The sequence below is a fragment of the Spongiibacter sp. genome, assembly GCF_041602295.1.
GTDB lineage: Bacteria > Pseudomonadota > Gammaproteobacteria > Pseudomonadales > Spongiibacteraceae > Spongiibacter.
The window spans coordinates 1-15,994 of sequence record NZ_JBFIGO010000001.1 but is presented as its reverse complement, the minus strand read 5'-3'; the positions used below and the strand labels follow the sequence as shown (position 1 = coordinate 15,994).

Sequence of the window (15,994 nt, the reverse complement as noted above, 5' to 3'; positions counted from 1 at the left end):
AATATAGCCGAGCCTTGCAAGGCTTGCCGTCTGCCGTGCAGCCAAGTAGGCTTCGCGGTGGATAATGATTGGGCAGCGTATGGTCTGCCAAGTGTAATGATCGCCCGGTGATATGAAAACCGGGCGCCCCAGCAGGATGAAGCAATGAAATTTACCGGTACCGACTCCTATGTATCCACCGATGAGCTGAGTATGGCAGTGAACGCCGCCGTGACCCTGCAGCGACCACTGTTGATTAAGGGGGAGCCCGGCACAGGCAAAACCTTGCTCGCCGAGCAAGTGGCTGCGGCAATGGGCAAGACTTTGATCCAGTGGCATATTAAATCCACAACCAAGGCTCAGCAGGGCTTGTATGAGTACGATGCGGTATCGCGCCTGCGTGATTCTCAGCTGGGTGATGACAAGGTACACGACATCGCCAACTATATTAAGCGCGGTAAGCTCTGGGAGGCGTTTGCGGCCGACGAGCAGGTGGTGTTGTTGATCGACGAGATCGATAAGGCCGATATCGAATTTCCCAATGACTTGTTGGTGGAACTCGATCGCATGGAATTTTTTGTCTACGAGACTGGTGAAACGGTGCGGGCAAAGCAGCGGCCGATCATTATTATTACCAGTAACAATGAAAAAGAGTTGCCCGACGCCTTTTTGCGCCGCTGCTTCTTCCATTTCATTAATTTCCCCGACCGGGACACCATGGAGCAGATTGTTGATGTGCACTATCCGGATATTTCCAAAACGCTCGTACAGGACGCGCTGGAAGTATTTTTCGATGTGCGCAAAATTCCCGGTTTAAAGAAAAAGCCCTCTACCTCGGAACTCATTGACTGGCTTAAGCTGTTGATGGCCGACGAGATTCCAGAGGAAATTCTTAAAAACCGCGATGCCAGCAAGGCGATTCCGCCGCTCTACGGGGCGCTGTTGAAAAACGAGCAGGATGTCCATCTATTGGAGCGCCTGGCCTTTATGCATCGTCGCGAGAGCCGATAGTTCATGCTAGTTCAGTTTTTTTTCGGGCTTCGCAATGCCGGGGTACCGGTCAGTATTCGCGAATTGCTCGATTTGATGGCCGGGCTGGAAGCGCGCTTAGCCTGTATGGATGTCGATGAGTTTTACCAGCTCGCGCGGGTGTGCATGGTCAAGGACGAGAAATACTACGACCGTTTCGACACGGCCTTTGCGCGCTATTTTAATGACCTGGCCAGCCTCGATGATGTGATCGAGGCGATGATCCCCGATGACTGGTTGCGCAGTGAGTTTCTCAAGCAGCTCAGCGATGAAGAAAAGGCCAAGATCGAATCCCTGGGTGGTCTCGACAAGCTGATCGAGGAGTTTAAAAAACGCCTCGAAGAGCAAAAAGAGCGTCATCAGGGGGGTAATAAATGGATTGGTACCGGTGGGACATCACCCTTTGGTCACAGCGGTTTTCATCCCGAGGGGATTCGTGTCGGCGGTGAGGGCCGGAATAAAAAAGCGGTGAAGGTTTGGGAGCGCCGCGATTTTCGCGACCTGGACGACTCGGTCGAATTGGGCACCCGCAATATCAAGATCGCCCTGCGGCGCTTGCGCAAGTTTGCCCGCAGTGGTGCCGCGGATGAGCTGGATATCGACGACACGATTTCCTCGACCGCCCGCAATGCCGGCTTGCTGGACCTCAAAATGGTGCCCGAGCGCCACAACGCGGTGAAGGTGCTGTTGTTTTTCGATGTCGGGGGCTCTATGGACCCGCATATCCGCGTCTGTGAGGAGCTGTTCTCGGCGGCGCGCAGCGAGTTCAAGCATATGGAGTATTTCTACTTCCATAACTTCCTTTACGAATCGGTGTGGGACAGCAATATTCGCCGCCACAGTGAGCGCATCCAGCTGTTGGATGTGATGCACAAATTTAGTGCGGACTACAAAATTATCTTTGTTGGCGACGCCTCGATGTCGCCCTATGAAATTGTCCAGCCCGGCGGCAGTGTCGAGCATTGGAATGACGAGTCGGGAGACCGCTGGATGCAGCGCCTGCGCGAGACCTTCGACAAGGTCGCCTGGCTCAACCCGGTGCCGCCCGAAGACTGGAGTTGGACGCAGTCGATTGGCATGGTTGAGCAGCTGATGGAAGGCCATATGTACCCGATGACGCTGGGCGGCCTCGAAGAGGCCATGGCCTATTTGGCGAAGTAAGTCTGTGCTTACGTAGTACGACTGTTAGTCGCCGCTCATACTGCTGGCGAAAGCCAGTAGGGCGGCGGTGACAGCCACATTGAGTGATTCGATGCCATTGGCCATCGGGATCTTGAATTGGCGGTCACTCAAGGCCAGCGTGTCGCGGCCCACCCCCTCGGTTTCATTGCCGAGCACATACACTCGACTGCGGCTGGCGGGCTGCTCAAACAGCGATTGTCTGGCGTGCGAAGACAGGCAGGCGATTTCGGCGCCAGCTGCCTGCAGGCGGCGCAGCTCGGGCAGTAATTGCTCGCAATGGTACATTGGGCAGTTAAACAGCGCGCCGGCGCTGGCCTTGATCACCAGCGGCGATAGCGCCGCGCAGCCCTTGCGTGGAATGATCAGGCCGGCGATGCCGCTGGCGGCCACCGAGCGCACGATCATGCCGAGATTCTGCGGATTGCTGACGCCGTCGAGTGCGATAAAGCTCTGTGGCTGTTGGCGCAGGGCGCCGCTGTCGATATCGCTGCAGGGGCGGTAGGCCCGCAGTTGCAGATCGGCGGCCACCCCCTGGTCCTGTTTGCCGTTTTTGGATATTCGCGACAGCGCACGGCGCTCGTGCCACGCAATTTCCACGCCCTTTGCCTCGGCGGCGGCAATAATCTGATCGACAATACCGTCGCGGCGATTGCTGTCTGCCAAGTGCACTTTATAGAGGCTGACCTGCGGATTATGTAAGGCTTCCAGTACGGGTTTGCGGCCGTAGATCGTGAGCAGCTGCTGGAAAAATTGCTTCTTGTCGAGGTAGTGTTGGCTGTCTTCGCTCATGGCGATGGGAATTCCTGCTATCTATTGGCTATAGCCAAGGGTTGCGCGTGCGGCGTCACTAATTTGTGCGGCGGCTAGCTGCAGACGTTTGGCGATGGCGAGTATATCTTGCGCGGACACCGGGCGGCGAATACTGCCGGCAGAAATAACCAGCTCGGGTTCATCGTCACCAGAGAAGATCGGCACGGCGATATTGGCAACGTGGTATTGCGGCCCGTCTTCGATGCGATCGAGGTGGTATTGATTGCTGCACAAGGCTTCGCGGTAACGTTGGGCGTGGCTGGCCACTTCTTCAAGATTCCAGTTTTCCTTGGGCTTGGCCAGTTCGCGCTCCCACTGCCGTTCGGCCTCGGTAATCAGCGTGACTTCGAAGCCGCGGGCGCGAATGCCAATAACGGAAATTCGCAAGCGTTTGTCCAGGGCCTCATCCCACTCGGGCAGATGCTGCTGGGCGCGGTTTAGCCATTGCTGGAGTTTCCCGGCTGCGGACCAAGCAATAAATGCGGCGCCCAGAGGAGCGGCATTGGGTAGGCGCAGGCCTTGGTGAAAGGGGAAATCCAGCGGTTCGGGAATGCCGTAGTTAGCCAGTAACACCAACTGCTCTCCGCTGCGGCCCACCAGTCCACAGCCCAATTGTAATTCCTGGCTCAGTTCCTCCAGTCGCGGCCGTGCAAACTCCAAAGCCGGAAATTGGGCAAACGCCGAAATACCGGCAGCGGCGATGCTGGGGCCGAGGCGATAGGCTTTACTACGGCCGTCTTGGGCGAGGAAACCATAGCGGGTCATTGTGCTGAGGATGGCGTGGCAGGTCGCTTTATTCAGGCCCAAAATTCGCGTTAGCTCGGTTAGCCCATAGGCCTTACTGGGGTGGCTCATAAACAGATCAAGTATGGCCAGCACTCTGGCGGTTGGCTTGGAAAACACGCTGCGCTCTCTTGTTATCGTTGTCGGCGACCTATTCTACGTGATATTTCCCATAATGCTGCAGAATCCCTTATGGTGCACAAGTGCATAAAAATGGTGCGGTATTTTGGCTTTGGGCATGAATATTGCTTTTTAAGGGTGCAAATTTATTCGCGCGCATCATAAGAGTGCGTCAGGGATGGCGGCATTAGCGAGCTACTTTCCTTAATACCTTTAATTTTAACGAGTTTATGGGTGTTGGGGGCGGCGGTGGGGAAGCGCTACTGCAACAGTTGGGGAGTTTTTTGAAGCTGCGTATGCATTTTTATGGTGCGTATTTTGTTTTTTATGCATGAAATCGGTGCGTGCTGCGCGCCGGATTGGGGAGGTTTTAATGAAAAATCCTGTACGAAGGGCGCGTATGCCCATTTTTGTGGCGCTGGCGCTGCTGTTGCCACAGCTGAGTTTGGCAGACGAGATCAGTGGGGCAAATACCGCGTGGATTCTCACTTCGACAGCTCTGGTGTTGTTTATGACCTTGCCGGGTTTGGCGCTGTTTTACGGCGGCCTGGTGCGCAGCAAAAATATCCTCAGTGTGTTGATGCAGTGCTTTAGTATCACCTGTGTGGCGTCACTGCTGTGGTTTGCCGTGGGCTATAGCATGGCCTTCGCTGATGGCAATGGTTTTGTCGGTGGCTTGGGTAAGGCTCTGCTCAATGGTGTGACGAAGGGCAGTCTCAGCGGAGACATTCCTGAAACGGTATTTGTCATGTTTCAGATGACCTTTGCGATTATCACGCCGGCACTGATTATTGGCGGCTTTGCTGAGCGCATCCGCTTTTCTGCGGTGATGTTGTTCTCTGCGCTGTGGCTGCTGGTTGTCTACGCGCCCATTACCCACTGGGTGTGGGGCGGTGGCTGGCTGGCCGAAATGGGGCTGCTCGATTTTGCGGGTGGTACGGTGGTGCACATCACCGCTGGCGTCGCCGCACTGGTTGCGGCTATGGTGTTGGGGCCGCGCAACGGTTTTGGGCAAATAGCCTTGCCGCCACATAATTTGACGATGACATTTACTGGCGCGGGCATGCTCTGGGTGGGCTGGTTTGGCTTTAATGCCGGCAGTGCGCTGGCGGCTAATGGCGATGCGGGCATGGCGATGTTGGTAACCCATTTGTCGGCGGCTACCGGCTGCTTGACCTGGTCTTTGGTCGAGTGGTGGCGCTATGGCAAGCCCAGTGCGCTGGGCGCCGTCACCGGCATGGTCGCGGGCCTGGGCACCATTACCCCGGCGTCGGGCTACGTCGGCCCCGCTGGCGCTGTGGTAATCGGTTTGAGCGCAGGGGTCGTGTGTTTTTACTGTACCTTGTGGATCAAGCAAGTACTGAAGATAGACGATTCGCTGGACGTGTTCCCGGTACACGGTGTGGGCGGCATACTCGGTACGTTTTTGGCGGGTATTTTTGCTAGTAGCGAATTGGGAGTGTTCAGCGGCCAGGGCCTGGCAGAGGGGGTGTCGATCGCTGGGCAGCTTAAAGTGCAGTTGATCGGTATTGGCGCGACGTTTGTTTACACCGCGGCGGTGAGTTACGCGCTGTTCAAGCTGGTAGACGGGTTAATCGGACTGAGAGTTTCCGCCGACGAGGAATCCGAAGGCCTCGATATTACCGGTCACAACGAGGTGGGTTACGATTTATAATGTTCTTTAGTTGACCGTTAGCCCGGCTCGATGCCGGGCTTTTTTTTGGAATGGATTTATGCGCGAATTGATCCTGTATGGCACCTCGGCCTGTCATCTGTGCGAACGTGCGGAGCAGTTGCTGGCCAACTTGTTGGCTGAGCATTCCGACTGGCAGGTGGAGTTGGTGGATATCGCCGACAGCGACACTCTGATTGAGCGTTACGGCACACGCATCCCGGTGCTGGCGGGGTCCGCCGGAGAGTTGGCGTGGCCCTTTGATCGCGAGGCGGTATCTACCTTTGTCGACGGGGAGGGGGGATGATGGTTGTCAGTGGTTTGTGGCGCTACCCGGTGAAGTCACTGGTTGGTGCAGCTTGTGAGACATTACAGGTAAACGACTGGGGGCCGGCCGGAGATCGGCGCTGGATGCTGGTGGATGACAGTGGGCGTTTTCTCAGTCAGCGACAACTGCCGATGATGTGTCGCTTGCAGGCGCGGGAAACGCCGTCAGGTATTGCGATTGTGGATCTCGATAGTGCGGCCAGCATCGAGGTGGCTACTCCTGGGTCAGCGGCGCCGGCGCGCAGTGTAGTTGTGTGGGGGGATGATTGCCGCGGGCTCGATGCTGGCGATGCCGTCGCCCAGTGGTTGGCGGCGCGTTTGGGCAGGGTGCTGCGGCTATGTTATATGCCGGACGAGGAGCATCGTCAGGTAGACCTCAATTATGCCCAGCCTGGCGACCGGGTGAGTTTCGCCGACGGTTTTCCTTTTTTGCTATGCCACCAGCGCAGTGTTGACTGGCTGTCTGAAAAGTTGGGTAGAACACTGGAGATGTCGCGATTTCGGCCTAATCTTGTGGTTGATGGTGGCGAGGCCTTTGCTGAGCGACAGTGGCGTAGACTGGCTGTGGGCAATATCGAGTTTGACGTGGTAAAGCCCTGTAGTCGCTGTGTTATTCCCAGTATTGCACCCCACAGTGGCGAGCGGGAAACGGAGGTCTTTGCATTGCTGCGCGAGCACTGCAGTGATGGCGCTGAGGTGGTGTTCGGGCAGAACCTGATTCAGCGGGGCACCGGCAGCATCGCGCTGGGCGATGTGGTTAGGCCGCTGGCCTAACCACTAATTGCCGATGTCAGTCGGCTCAATGCGGCGCTCGTGTTGGGCCAATATCGGTTTACTGAGCTTGAGTTTTTCACCGTATACGACGCTGAAGGCGAGTACGTTTTTGATGTATTCGCGGGTTTCGCCGTAGGGTAGGTTTTCGATCCAAATGTCGGCGGGCATATTGCTATTCTGCCGCATCAGTACCCGTTCAACTCGGGTCGGCCCGGCGTTATAGGCCGCGGTGGCCAGAATTCGGTTGCCGTTAAAGCGTTTGAGCAATTGGCCCAGGTAATAACCGCCCATGGCAATGTTTGTGTCGGGCTCCAGTAGCTCGCTGCCGGCCGGTGCCGGGCGGCCCATTTGTCGCGCCAGCGTGCGGGCCGTGCCCGGCATTATTTGCATGACGCCACGGGCGCCCACAGGCGAGCGGGCGTCGGCGGCAAAGGCGCTTTCCTGGCGGGCAATGGCGTAAATCCATTTCAAGTCTATTTGTTCGCGGGCCGCCGTGCGCTCAAATAGTGTTTGGTAGGCCATTGGAAAGCGCAGTTCAAGGTCGTCCCATTCGCCGGCGTGAATCGCGGTCATGATGGCTTGGTGAGACCACTGCCAGTCCAGCGCCAGCTGTGCGGCGGCAATTTGTTCGGCTGTGTTTAAACTGCGCATGCCCTGGCGCCACTCCATACGGGCGCTATGTAAGTCTCCGTGCCAGTAAAGTTCGCGGGCGCGCAGTATGCTGCTGTGTTGGCGGACTTCGTCGATCAGTGCCGGCTCCAGGCGGCGTTGGGCGCCGAGGCGGTATTCCTGATTGAGAAGGTCTGCGGCCATAAAGCTGTAATAGCCGCGCGCTGTGGCCATTTCTCGCAGTCGTTGCTCGGCCTGCTCGGTAAAGCGCTGATTTTTTTCAATGTCTGCGCGCGCCCACCAGTACTGCCAATCTGCTTGCTTGCGCTGATCTTCGGGAAGCAGTGATATATAGCGGTGTACGGCTTCCCAGTCGCTATTTTTTAATGCCAGGCGCACTCGCCATTCGGTGAGGTAGGGGTCTTCAAAGGCCGGGTCGTTGGCGTTAATCCAATCGCTGGCATAGCCCGCATCACTGGCAATGATTTGTCGGGCCAGGGCATCGCGAAGGGCGTAGTTTTGCGCTCGGCTAAAGTTGAGTTGGCGATCCAGTTGGTGCCATAGGGTATTGGCTTTTTCAAAGTCTCGGGCGGCGAGGCGACGAAGGCTTAGCAGTACCAGTGCGCGGTTGTTGTCATTTGCCGCCAGGGTGAAACCGCGGTTGTAGAGCAGTTCCGGGCGCTCTAGCAAGGCGATGTCGGCGTCACTGCCGGGGACTTTGCGCAGTAGGTAAATGGCGAGGCGGTGATTACCTGCGGCGATGGCCAGGCGCGCGCGCTGGTCGTGCTGACGCTGGTATTCAGCCGGTGGCAGTGTGCTCAGCCACTGTCGCAGCGCGTTATCACAGGCCTTTGAGAGCGAGTGGCCGGTTTGCCAGAGGTCGGCTGTTTCTCGATTTGCGGGGGCGTTTTCAGCACTGTTGTAGAGCGCATCTATATAGCTGCAGTGCAAGCTGCGGACCGGCTGTTGCCGGTAGTAACGGATAAACTGTGACCAGTCCCGGTTGCGCCGCAGCTGGTGTAACCAGGCAATGCGAATGCGCTGGCCGACAACCGTGTCGCGATATTGTTGCAAGTAGACGTCGATGGTGCCGCTGGATAAGTCGCGCATTTGCGCCTTGAGCAGTTCGAGTTCCAGGTAGGGCAGCAGGGCGTAGTTTGCGAGGGCGGGCAGGGCTCGCTCTGCCGTTTCGCTGTGGCCGCGGCTGATTTCTTGCAGCGCTTCGCGATATACTTGCCGCTGTTCGTCAAGGCTGCTGCTATTTGCCCATGCTGAAGTGACTGCACACAGGCAGAGCAGCGCCGAGAAAATCGCGTGAGAAGCCCTTTTTGTCATCCTTGTTCGCCTATATCCTCGGCCGTTTAAGCGGCCCTGGTGGTCAACTCTAGTCTCCATGGAAGCCACTATATGCCTTTAATTCGCGGCACTCAATTGCAGCACAGTATTGGTCAGCAGACCGTGCTCGATAATGCCGAACTACAGCTGGACGCGGGAGACAGGGTCTGTCTGTTGGGTCGTAATGGCAGTGGTAAGTCGACACTACTGCGCATGGTGGAGGGGTCATTACAGGCCGATGCCGGTGATATGTGGCGCCAGCCTGGGGTGGTTATCACGCGCATGGAGCAAAATTTAGATTTTGCTGCCGAGGATGACAGTGTTTACGACGTGGTGGCGGGTGGATTGGCGGAATTGGGCGGAATGCTTCGTCGTTACCACAGCCTGACCCACGGCGATATGGATGAGCCCGCCCTCAAGCAGCTTGAGGTCTTGCAGCGGCAGATTGAAGCCGCCGATGGCTGGCGGTTTCAGCAGCGTATTGAATCGACACTGAGCCGTTTGGACTTGGACCCAGAGGCGGCGGTATCGGCCTTGTCGGGGGGATGGTTGCGCCGTGTATCGCTGGCGCGGGCACTGGTGGCCGAGCCCGATGTGTTGTTGCTCGACGAGCCGACCAACCACCTCGATGTCGAGGGGATTCTGTGGTTAGAGCAGTGTGTGAAGAGTTTTCCCGGTTGCGTGTTGTTTGTCACCCACGACCGGGCGCTGATCGAATCCTTGGCCAACCGTATTATTGAGTTGGATCGCGGCGTGTTGAAAAGCTATGAGGGCAATTATCAGCGTTACCTGGCACGCCGGGAACATGACTTGGACGTTGAGGCCGAGCACAATGCGCTCTTTGACAAGCGTTTAGCTCAGGAAGAAACCTGGATTCGTCAGGGGATTAAAGCGCGCCGTACGCGCAATGAGGGGCGCGTGCGCGCTTTGGAGGCAATGCGTCGCGAGCGCGCTCAGCGCACGGCGCAGCAGGGGGTGGCGCGTCTCAATGTCAACGAGGGGGCGAAGACCGGCAAAATTGTCGCCGAACTCAAGGGCGTTTGCTACAGCGTGCCGGGGCGGGACTTGGTCAAGAATTTTGATTTGCTGCTCAGCCGTGGCGATAAGTTGGCGCTAATCGGCCCCAATGGAGCGGGCAAGACAACTTTGCTGCGCTTGATACTGGGTGAGTTGGCGCCGCAGAGTGGTGAGGTCAAACAGGGCAGCAATCTACAGGTTGCGTATTTTGATCAGTTGCGCGACCGCCTCGACCCCAATCAGCGCGTGGTGGATATTGTCGGTCAGGGCCGAGAATCGGTAAGCATTAACGGTAATGACCGCCATATCATGTCCTATTTGGGCGACTTTCTGTTTACGCCCGAGCGGGCGCGCAGTCATTTTGGTGTGTTGTCTGGCGGTGAGCGCGCGCGGGTACAACTCGCCTGCTTGTTCACCCAGCCGGCCAATGTGTTGGTGATGGATGAGCCCACCAACGATCTAGACATGGAAACCTTGGAACTACTGGAAAGTCTGCTGGTGGATTTTAAGGGCACGGTGTTACTGGTTAGTCACGACCGGGCCTTTGTTGATAGCGTTGCCAGTAGTTGCCTGCTGTTCGAGGGCAATGGCCATATTTCTGAACATATTGGCGGTTATCGTGAGGTTGCGGCGTATCGGGCGCGCAGCGTTGGCGCCGCGGCGAGTCAGCAAAAGGCGGTGCCGGCCGAAACCGCAATGCCGCCGGCGTCGCAGGTGAGCGCCAAGGCATCGCGGAAAAAACTGAGCTACAAGGACCAGCGTGAGTTGGACGGCCTGCCCGCGCGAATTGAACAGCTGGAGGAAGAGCTGGCACAGCTCGCCGCCCTGAGTTCGAGTGCCGAGTTCTACCAGGGCGATGCCGCCACCATTGCCGAAACGCTGGAGAAACTCAGCGCGCTGCAGCAGACATTGGATGCCTGCATGGAGCGCTGGATGGTGTTGTCGGAGGCGGCTGGCGACTGATCTAGCCGACACGCACCGCCAGGACATCGCATTTGGCGCCATGCAGTACGGCGTTGGCGGTGGAACCGAGCAACAGGGCCAAGCCCTTGCGGCCGTGGCTGCCGACCACAATCAAGTCGCACTCCAGTTCTTCGCAGAGTTCGTGAATCTGCGCTTCGGGGCGCCCCATCTGCAGGTGGCGGTGGTTGTCGGCGATTTTATAGCGGTCAGCGTATTTTTTGAGGCTGTCCTGAGCTTGTTGCTGTAACTCTTCCTGTATGCCTGAGAAGTCCATGGGAATATCGCCGCCATAGGCTAAGCTCAGCGGTTCGACGACGTGCAGTAGGTGCAGTTCGGCCTGGTGTTGGCGGGCCATGGCAGCAGCTCTTTGTAACACGGGGATGGCTTCATCGGAGAGGTCGATAGCCGTGAGGATGCGCTGGTAATTCGCCATGTTGCCTCCTTGCCCAAATCGGGCTTTGTTTCTTGTTGTTTATAGCATGTGCTCAGCAATGAGTGTGCACCAAAAATCGAGGATTACCATGTTCTGGGTCATAGCAACGGCGGTTTTGGCGTTTATGTTAGCGCCGATATTGTGGATTATCCCGAGCCCTAGGCAGCGCCGACAGGTGCAGCTTCGCGAGCGTGCCAGAGAACTCGGGGTGGCGGTACAGATTATGGTGTTGCCCCAGAACCGCCGGCAGCGTGTGCGTCGTGAGGCCGAACAAAATGGTCTTGCTTACAGTATGAATCTGCCGAAATCGCGGGCGGGAGAGCGCTGGCGCTGGTGGTTAGATGGCGCTGAGGACGATGTGCCGGCGCCACCCCTAGAGCGCGAGCGCCAACTGGCCGCATTGCGTGATCGCCTGCCGACCGATGCCATTGTCGTTGAGGCGGGGGAGAGGAGGATTCGTATTTTTTGGCGAGAAGCCAATGCCGATGTCGCTGCGGTCGATAATTTGGCGGCGATTCTTGCGGAACTGGTTGCTGAATAACAGGAGTGAAGGTTGTGGTTGAAGAACGCGCACTGGCGCCGGGTCGTTATCGACACTATAAAGGAGGGGAGTATCAGGTTTACGGTGTGGCTCGCCACAGTGAAACCGAAGAGTATCTGGTGGTCTATCGCCCGCTATACGGCGCCGGTGAACTGTGGGTGCGACCGCTGTCAATGTTTACCGAGAGTGTGGTTAGTCAGGGCCTTGTGCAGCCGCGCTTTGTGTTGGTCGACGCCGCAGGCGATGACTCGGCAGCGGATATTTAGGCTGTCATTGTTGAGTCCAGCCTTGACCCCCGGGGATTGAACACTTATATATGTCGCCTCGTCGTTCACGCGTCATACATTCGCATTTTGTACAAAGGGTAATATGGGTAAATCTCTGGTAATCGTGGAGTCGCCGGCCAAGGCCAAGACGATCAACAAGTATCTGGGTTCGGATTTTGTTGTGAAGTCCAGTGTCGGCCATATCCGGGACCTTCCCACTAGCGGTAGCAGTAAAAGCACTGCCGCTGATCCCAAGGAACGCGCCAAAGCGGCGGCCTTGACCCGCAAAATGTCGCCGGATGAAAAAGCCCGGCACAAAAAGAAAAAGGCCCGCGAGCAGCTCGTTGCGCGAATGGGTGTGGATCCCGAGAAGGGCTGGAAAGCCCGCTATGAGATTTTACCCGGCAAGGAAAAAGTGGTCAGTGAGCTGAAAAAGCTGGCCGCCGATGCCGATACCATTTATCTCGCAACGGACCTTGACCGCGAGGGAGAGGCGATCGCCTGGCATCTACGCGAGGCGATTGGCGGTGATCAGTCTCGATATCGGCGCGTGGTATTTAATGAAATTACCAAAAAGGCGATCAAAGAGGCCTTCTCCGATCCGACCGAGTTGGATATCAATCGCGTCAATGCCCAGCAGGCGAGGCGCTTCCTCGACCGTGTAGTGGGCTATATGGTGTCCCCACTGCTGTGGGCAAAGATTGCTCGAGGCCTCAGTGCCGGTCGGGTGCAGTCGGTAGCGGTGCGCTTGATTGTGGAACGCGAGAAGGAAATTCGCGCTTTTGTGCCAGAGGAGTACTGGCAGATTCACACCGATAACAAGGCGAAGGCCGGCAGCTTGCGCCTTGAGGTGAAAAAGCAAGGCGGCGAGAATTTCCGTCCCGATAATGAAAAAACCGCGATGGCGGCGGTAGCGGCGTTACAGGCGGCCGCTTTCAGGGTTGCCGCGCGGGAAGATAAGCCGACCACTAGCAAGCCCGGCGCCCCCTATATCACGTCGACATTGCAGCAGGCGGCCAGTACACGCCTCGGCTTTGGTGTGAAGAAGACCATGATGCTGGCCCAGCGCCTCTCCGAGGCGGGTTATATCACCTATATGCGTACAGACTCGACCAATCTGAGCAACGATGCCGTTGAGGCCTGTCGGAGCTATATTGGCGAGCGGTTTGCCGCCAAGTATCTTCCCGATACACCGCTGCGCTATTCGAGCAAAGATGGTGCCCAGGAGGCCCACGAGGCGATTCGCCCCTCGGATGTCAATGTTGAGCCGACGCAATTGTCGGGTATGGAGCGCGATGCCGAAAGGCTGTATACGCTGATTTGGCGGCAGTTTGTCGCCTGTCAAATGGCGCCAGCCGAATTCACCAGCACCTCGATTACCGTTAAGGCCGGAGAGTTTGAACTGCGTACCCGCGGCCGTGTCGTGCGCTTCGATGGCTTTATGAAGATCCAGCCGCCAGCGAGCAGTAAGAAAGAAGAGGATCAGGAATTACCCGATGTCAAAGTGGGTGATGAGTTAACACTGGTCAAAGTTGATCCCAGTCAGCACTTCACTAAGCCGGCGCCACGCTACAGCGAGGCGGCCCTGGTAAAAGAATTGGAAAAACGCGGTATTGGCAGGCCCTCTACCTATGCTTCCATTATTTCGACCATTCAAGACCGCGGTTATGTGAAGGTTGAAAACCGGCGCTTTTACGCTGAAAAAATGGGTGACATTGTCACTGACCGACTGGTGGAAAGTTTTAGTAATTTGTTGGACTACAGCTTTACCGCGCGCATGGAAGAGTCGCTGGACAGCGTGGCGTCTGGCGATAAAAACTGGACATCGCTACTCGATGACTTTTACGCCAACTTCCGCGCCACGCTGGAAAAAGCCGAGGCCGCAGACGGCGGTATGCGCAATAATCAGCCCACGGAAACCGATATTCCCTGTCCGAAATGCGGCCGGAATATGCAAATTCGAACGGCGAGTACCGGGGTCTTTTTGGGGTGTTCGGGGTATGCACTCCCTCCCAAGGAACGCTGCAAGCAGACCATTAACCTCGTGCCCGGCGAAGAGTTCATCAGTATTGACGCCGAGGACGACGAGGCGGAGTCAAGGGTGTTGCGCAGCATGCACCGCTGCAAACTGTGCAATACCGCGATGGAAAGTTACCTGATCGACGAAAGTCGCAAACTGCATATTTGCGGTAACAATCCGGACTGCAGTGGATATGAGATCGAGCAGGGCGCTTTCAAGGTTAAGGGCTACGATGGTCCGTTGATCGAATGCGACAAGTGCGGTGCCGATATGCAACTGAAGACCGGTCGTTTCGGCAAGTACTTTGGCTGCACCAGTGAGAGTTGTAAAAATACCCGGAAACTGCTGCGCAGTGGCGAGGCGGCGCCGCCAAAAATGGATCCGGTGCCGATGCCAGAGCTGCGCTGCGATAAGGTTGACGACCATTATGTGCTGCGTGATGGCGCTTCCGGGCTCTTTTTGGCCGCCAGTGGTTTTCCCAAGAATCGCGAAACTCGGGCACCTAAAGTCAAAGAAATACTGCCTCACCAGCAGGAAGTCGATCCCAAGTATGGCTTTCTGTTTTCCGCGCCGGCTGAGGATGACGAAGGTCGGGATACGGTGATCCGCTACAGTCGAAAAACCAAGGAGCAGTACGTGCAGTCCGAGGTCGAAGGCAAGCCTAGTGGCTGGTCGGCGTTCTACGAAGGTGGCAAATGGGTGGCTAGGGTCAAGGCAAAGAAGGCTGTTAAAAAAGCCACAGCGAAGAAGTCTTAAGGGGCTGGGCTATGTCTGAGAGCTATCGCGGCCAGTGTAATTTGCACCTGTACTTTGCCGATCAATACCTGCAGCAGGCGCGTGACGGTGATGAACAGCAGTGGGGCGGGCATTTTCGACGGGCAAATGTCGAGTCAGCGCTGTGGCAACTGCGTCTGGCGTATGAGGCCCATCTGGCCGATCTGTTGTTTCAGCAGCCGCGCTTTAGTCAACCGCTTTCCTCCGGGCGACTCAGTGCGGGGGGCTTGGCTAAGGTTGAGCACCCGCCTGAAATTGCCGAACTGGCCGATCGCGAAATTCACGATCGCCACCTGCAATGGCTGATGGATTACACCTTTATTAAGCCGCCGGCCGCGGCGCGAGAGTACAATCCCGCTCTGATAAGCAGTGTCTCAGCCGACGCAGACGACGATTGGCAGCGCGCTGAAGATTGCCGGCAGTTCCTCAATGAGACGGTGACTCGTCATCGCAGCACCTTGCAGGAATACTGAGCATATTGGCTTAGTGACAGCGGGGTTTGGTACACTTGCGTAAACGTCGATGTTTGGCGATGTAAACAAGGGAAACTCTGTGCTGTCTTATTTAGAACTGGTTGAATTGGCAAATGGTGATATCGTGCTGCAGCGCTCTGAGGGCGATGAGCAGCCTTTGGTGATGATCCGCTTCTCAGGCAAGGCGCGCGAGCAGATTTCCGGCTCCTGTTTGGAAATCGCTAGGGCGATGGTACAGGCCGGCCTGGAAGCGGCTCAAGTGGTCAGCGAAGAGCTTGTCGATGATGAGGACGAGCTCAGCGAGCTAGTGCCCCAGTCCAGAACGGTACATTAATCTCTTCTCCGCTCTGCCATCGTGGGGCGGCTTTCAGTCCTGTAGGCGAATCAGCAAGCACTCGGCATTACCGGCTTGGGCGGCATCTTCCAGCAGTTGCTGTTCTGCGGGGCTGAGCGCCTGGTTCAGCAAGATAGCGACAGTATGACTTTTCCCTCTCTCCAGTGCTCTGGCAGCGATCCTGCACAGGCTGCCGCCATTGGCGACAACCTGCAAAATGCGTTGACCGCGATATTGGCTGTTGGCATCGAGCAGGGGTTTCAGTGGTCGGTCAGCTACCCAGCATAGCCAGCGCTGATCCGAGTGGTTGCTGAGTTGCATGAGCATTGCTGCCAGCAAGGTGCGTGACAGATGCGCTTGGCTGCTGAGGCAGATTTCGGTGATGCAGCCCGACGCCGTGGGTTTGGTCAATGATTCGTCAGGGCTGTCGAACAGAGAGCTTTGCTCAATAAGTGCCATTTCTTTAACTCCCGCGCCGTAATACGCCAACACTGAGGCCTTCGATGGCGAAATCTTGTTCGCGTAGATCTACCTCAATAGGGGGGTAATCAGG

At 56.8% G+C, this 15,994-nt stretch carries 16 protein-coding genes and 1 pseudogene; 11 read left to right on the top strand and 6 right to left on the bottom strand.

Annotated features, from left to right (window positions below):
• The first annotated feature begins 144 nt into the window (after nucleotides 1-144).
• Together ABYM29_RS00085 and ABYM29_RS00080 are read left to right on the top strand one after the other, a co-directional pair.
• Nucleotides 145-990 carry an AAA family ATPase gene (locus ABYM29_RS00085; RefSeq protein WP_372860570.1) on the top strand — a complete coding sequence of 282 codons (846 nt, stop codon included), beginning with the start codon at nucleotides 145-147 and terminating at the stop codon, nucleotides 988-990.
• A gap of 3 nt (nucleotides 991-993) precedes the next feature.
• Nucleotides 994-2,169, top strand: a complete 1,176-nt coding sequence (locus tag ABYM29_RS00080) for a VWA domain-containing protein (RefSeq protein ID WP_372860567.1) — start codon at nucleotides 994-996, stop codon at nucleotides 2,167-2,169.
• Between the two features lie 24 nt (nucleotides 2,170-2,193).
• On the opposite strand, the gene ABYM29_RS00075 is transcribed toward ABYM29_RS00080, so the two are convergent.
• Together ABYM29_RS00075 and ABYM29_RS00070 are read right to left on the bottom strand one after the other, a co-directional pair.
• A complete protein-coding gene (locus ABYM29_RS00075) occupies nucleotides 2,194-2,979 on the bottom strand; it encodes a TrmH family RNA methyltransferase (RefSeq protein ID WP_372860565.1) in 786 nt (261 codons plus the stop codon).
• Between the two features lie 21 nt (nucleotides 2,980-3,000).
• A complete protein-coding gene (locus ABYM29_RS00070; protein WP_372860562.1) occupies nucleotides 3,001-3,903 on the bottom strand; it encodes an IclR family transcriptional regulator in 903 nt (300 codons plus the stop codon).
• A 373-nt stretch (nucleotides 3,904-4,276) separates the two neighbouring features.
• Between ABYM29_RS00070 and ABYM29_RS00065 the strand changes: the two genes are divergently transcribed.
• From ABYM29_RS00065 to ABYM29_RS00055, 3 genes are read left to right on the top strand one after another with little or no spacing between them, the layout of a single operon-like run.
• On the top strand, nucleotides 4,277-5,578 hold the full coding sequence (locus ABYM29_RS00065; RefSeq protein WP_372860560.1) for an ammonium transporter: 1,302 nt from the start codon (nucleotides 4,277-4,279) through the stop codon (nucleotides 5,576-5,578).
• A gap of 58 nt (nucleotides 5,579-5,636) precedes the next feature.
• Nucleotides 5,637-5,882, top strand: a complete 246-nt coding sequence (locus ABYM29_RS00060) for a glutaredoxin family protein (RefSeq protein WP_372860557.1) — start codon at nucleotides 5,637-5,639, stop codon at nucleotides 5,880-5,882.
• Complete coding sequence (locus tag ABYM29_RS00055; protein WP_372860555.1) at nucleotides 5,879-6,676, top strand: MOSC domain-containing protein; 798 nt, start codon at nucleotides 5,879-5,881, stop codon at nucleotides 6,674-6,676. The genes ABYM29_RS00060 and ABYM29_RS00055 overlap by 4 nt, the downstream gene beginning before the upstream one ends.
• A 3-nt stretch (nucleotides 6,677-6,679) precedes the next feature.
• Here ABYM29_RS00055 and ABYM29_RS00050 read toward each other — a convergent pair whose 3' ends face one another.
• Nucleotides 6,680-8,620: a transglycosylase SLT domain-containing protein gene (locus tag ABYM29_RS00050; protein ID WP_372860552.1), complete on the bottom strand. Its 1,941-nt coding sequence runs from the start codon at nucleotides 8,618-8,620 to the stop codon at nucleotides 6,680-6,682.
• 72 nt (nucleotides 8,621-8,692) lie between these two features.
• Here ABYM29_RS00050 and ABYM29_RS00045 point away from each other — a divergent pair, with 72 nt between their 5' ends.
• Nucleotides 8,693-10,600, top strand: a complete 1,908-nt coding sequence (locus ABYM29_RS00045) for an ATP-binding cassette domain-containing protein (protein ID WP_372860550.1) — start codon at nucleotides 8,693-8,695, stop codon at nucleotides 10,598-10,600.
• Nucleotide 10,601: 1 nt separating this feature from the next.
• On the opposite strand, the gene ABYM29_RS00040 is transcribed toward ABYM29_RS00045, so the two are convergent.
• A complete protein-coding gene (locus ABYM29_RS00040) occupies nucleotides 10,602-11,033 on the bottom strand; it encodes a universal stress protein (RefSeq protein WP_372860548.1) in 432 nt (143 codons plus the stop codon).
• 88 nt (nucleotides 11,034-11,121) lie between these two features.
• Here ABYM29_RS00040 and ABYM29_RS00035 point away from each other — a divergent pair, with 88 nt between their 5' ends.
• The 5 genes from ABYM29_RS00035 to ABYM29_RS00015 all read left to right on the top strand — a co-directional run bounded on the left by ABYM29_RS00035 (nucleotide 11,122) and on the right by ABYM29_RS00015 (nucleotide 15,441).
• Nucleotides 11,122-11,574: a hypothetical protein gene (locus ABYM29_RS00035; protein WP_372860547.1), complete on the top strand. Its 453-nt coding sequence runs from the start codon at nucleotides 11,122-11,124 to the stop codon at nucleotides 11,572-11,574.
• A 14-nt stretch (nucleotides 11,575-11,588) separates the two neighbouring features.
• On the top strand, nucleotides 11,589-11,840 hold the full coding sequence (locus ABYM29_RS00030; RefSeq protein WP_372860545.1) for a DUF1653 domain-containing protein: 252 nt from the start codon (nucleotides 11,589-11,591) through the stop codon (nucleotides 11,838-11,840).
• A gap of 103 nt (nucleotides 11,841-11,943) precedes the next feature.
• Nucleotides 11,944-14,616, top strand: a complete 2,673-nt coding sequence (gene topA / locus ABYM29_RS00025) for a type I DNA topoisomerase (RefSeq protein WP_372860543.1) — start codon at nucleotides 11,944-11,946, stop codon at nucleotides 14,614-14,616.
• An 11-nt stretch (nucleotides 14,617-14,627) separates the two neighbouring features.
• On the top strand, nucleotides 14,628-15,107 hold the full coding sequence (locus ABYM29_RS00020) for a DUF6586 family protein (protein WP_372860541.1): 480 nt from the start codon (nucleotides 14,628-14,630) through the stop codon (nucleotides 15,105-15,107).
• Between the two features lie 79 nt (nucleotides 15,108-15,186).
• A complete protein-coding gene (locus ABYM29_RS00015; RefSeq protein WP_372860538.1) occupies nucleotides 15,187-15,441 on the top strand; it encodes a hypothetical protein in 255 nt (84 codons plus the stop codon).
• A 33-nt stretch (nucleotides 15,442-15,474) separates the two neighbouring features.
• Here the strand turns inward: ABYM29_RS00015 and ABYM29_RS00010 are convergent, their stop codons facing one another.
• Entirely contained in the window at nucleotides 15,475-15,900 is a 426-nt protein-coding gene (locus tag ABYM29_RS00010; RefSeq protein WP_372860537.1) for a hypothetical protein, read from the bottom strand.
• 4 nt (nucleotides 15,901-15,904) lie between these two features.
• Nucleotides 15,905-15,994, bottom strand: a pseudogene (locus ABYM29_RS00005) (LexA repressor); the annotation flags it as partial.

Bases quoted from the DNA above. Each gene is read 5' to 3' on its own strand.
- ABYM29_RS00085 (WP_372860570.1), top strand. From the start codon at position 145: ATGAAATTTACCGGTACCGACTCCTATGTATCCACCGATGAGCTGAGT.
- ABYM29_RS00080 (WP_372860567.1), top strand. From the start codon at position 994: ATGCTAGTTCAGTTTTTTTTCGGGCTTCGCAATGCCGGGGTACCGGTC.
- ABYM29_RS00075 (WP_372860565.1), bottom strand. From the start codon at position 2,979: ATGAGCGAAGACAGCCAACACTACCTCGACAAGAAGCAATTTTTCCAG.
- ABYM29_RS00065 (WP_372860560.1), top strand. From the start codon at position 4,277: ATGAAAAATCCTGTACGAAGGGCGCGTATGCCCATTTTTGTGGCGCTG.
- ABYM29_RS00060 (WP_372860557.1), top strand. From the start codon at position 5,637: ATGCGCGAATTGATCCTGTATGGCACCTCGGCCTGTCATCTGTGCGAA.
- ABYM29_RS00055 (WP_372860555.1), top strand. From the start codon at position 5,879: ATGATGGTTGTCAGTGGTTTGTGGCGCTACCCGGTGAAGTCACTGGTT.
- ABYM29_RS00050 (WP_372860552.1), bottom strand. From the start codon at position 8,620: ATGACAAAAAGGGCTTCTCACGCGATTTTCTCGGCGCTGCTCTGCCTG.
- ABYM29_RS00045 (WP_372860550.1), top strand. From the start codon at position 8,693: ATGCCTTTAATTCGCGGCACTCAATTGCAGCACAGTATTGGTCAGCAG.
- ABYM29_RS00040 (WP_372860548.1), bottom strand. From the start codon at position 11,033: ATGGCGAATTACCAGCGCATCCTCACGGCTATCGACCTCTCCGATGAA.
- ABYM29_RS00035 (WP_372860547.1), top strand. From the start codon at position 11,122: ATGTTCTGGGTCATAGCAACGGCGGTTTTGGCGTTTATGTTAGCGCCG.
- topA (WP_372860543.1), top strand. From the start codon at position 11,944: ATGGGTAAATCTCTGGTAATCGTGGAGTCGCCGGCCAAGGCCAAGACG.
- ABYM29_RS00020 (WP_372860541.1), top strand. From the start codon at position 14,628: ATGTCTGAGAGCTATCGCGGCCAGTGTAATTTGCACCTGTACTTTGCC.
- ABYM29_RS00010 (WP_372860537.1), bottom strand. From the start codon at position 15,900: ATGGCACTTATTGAGCAAAGCTCTCTGTTCGACAGCCCTGACGAATCA.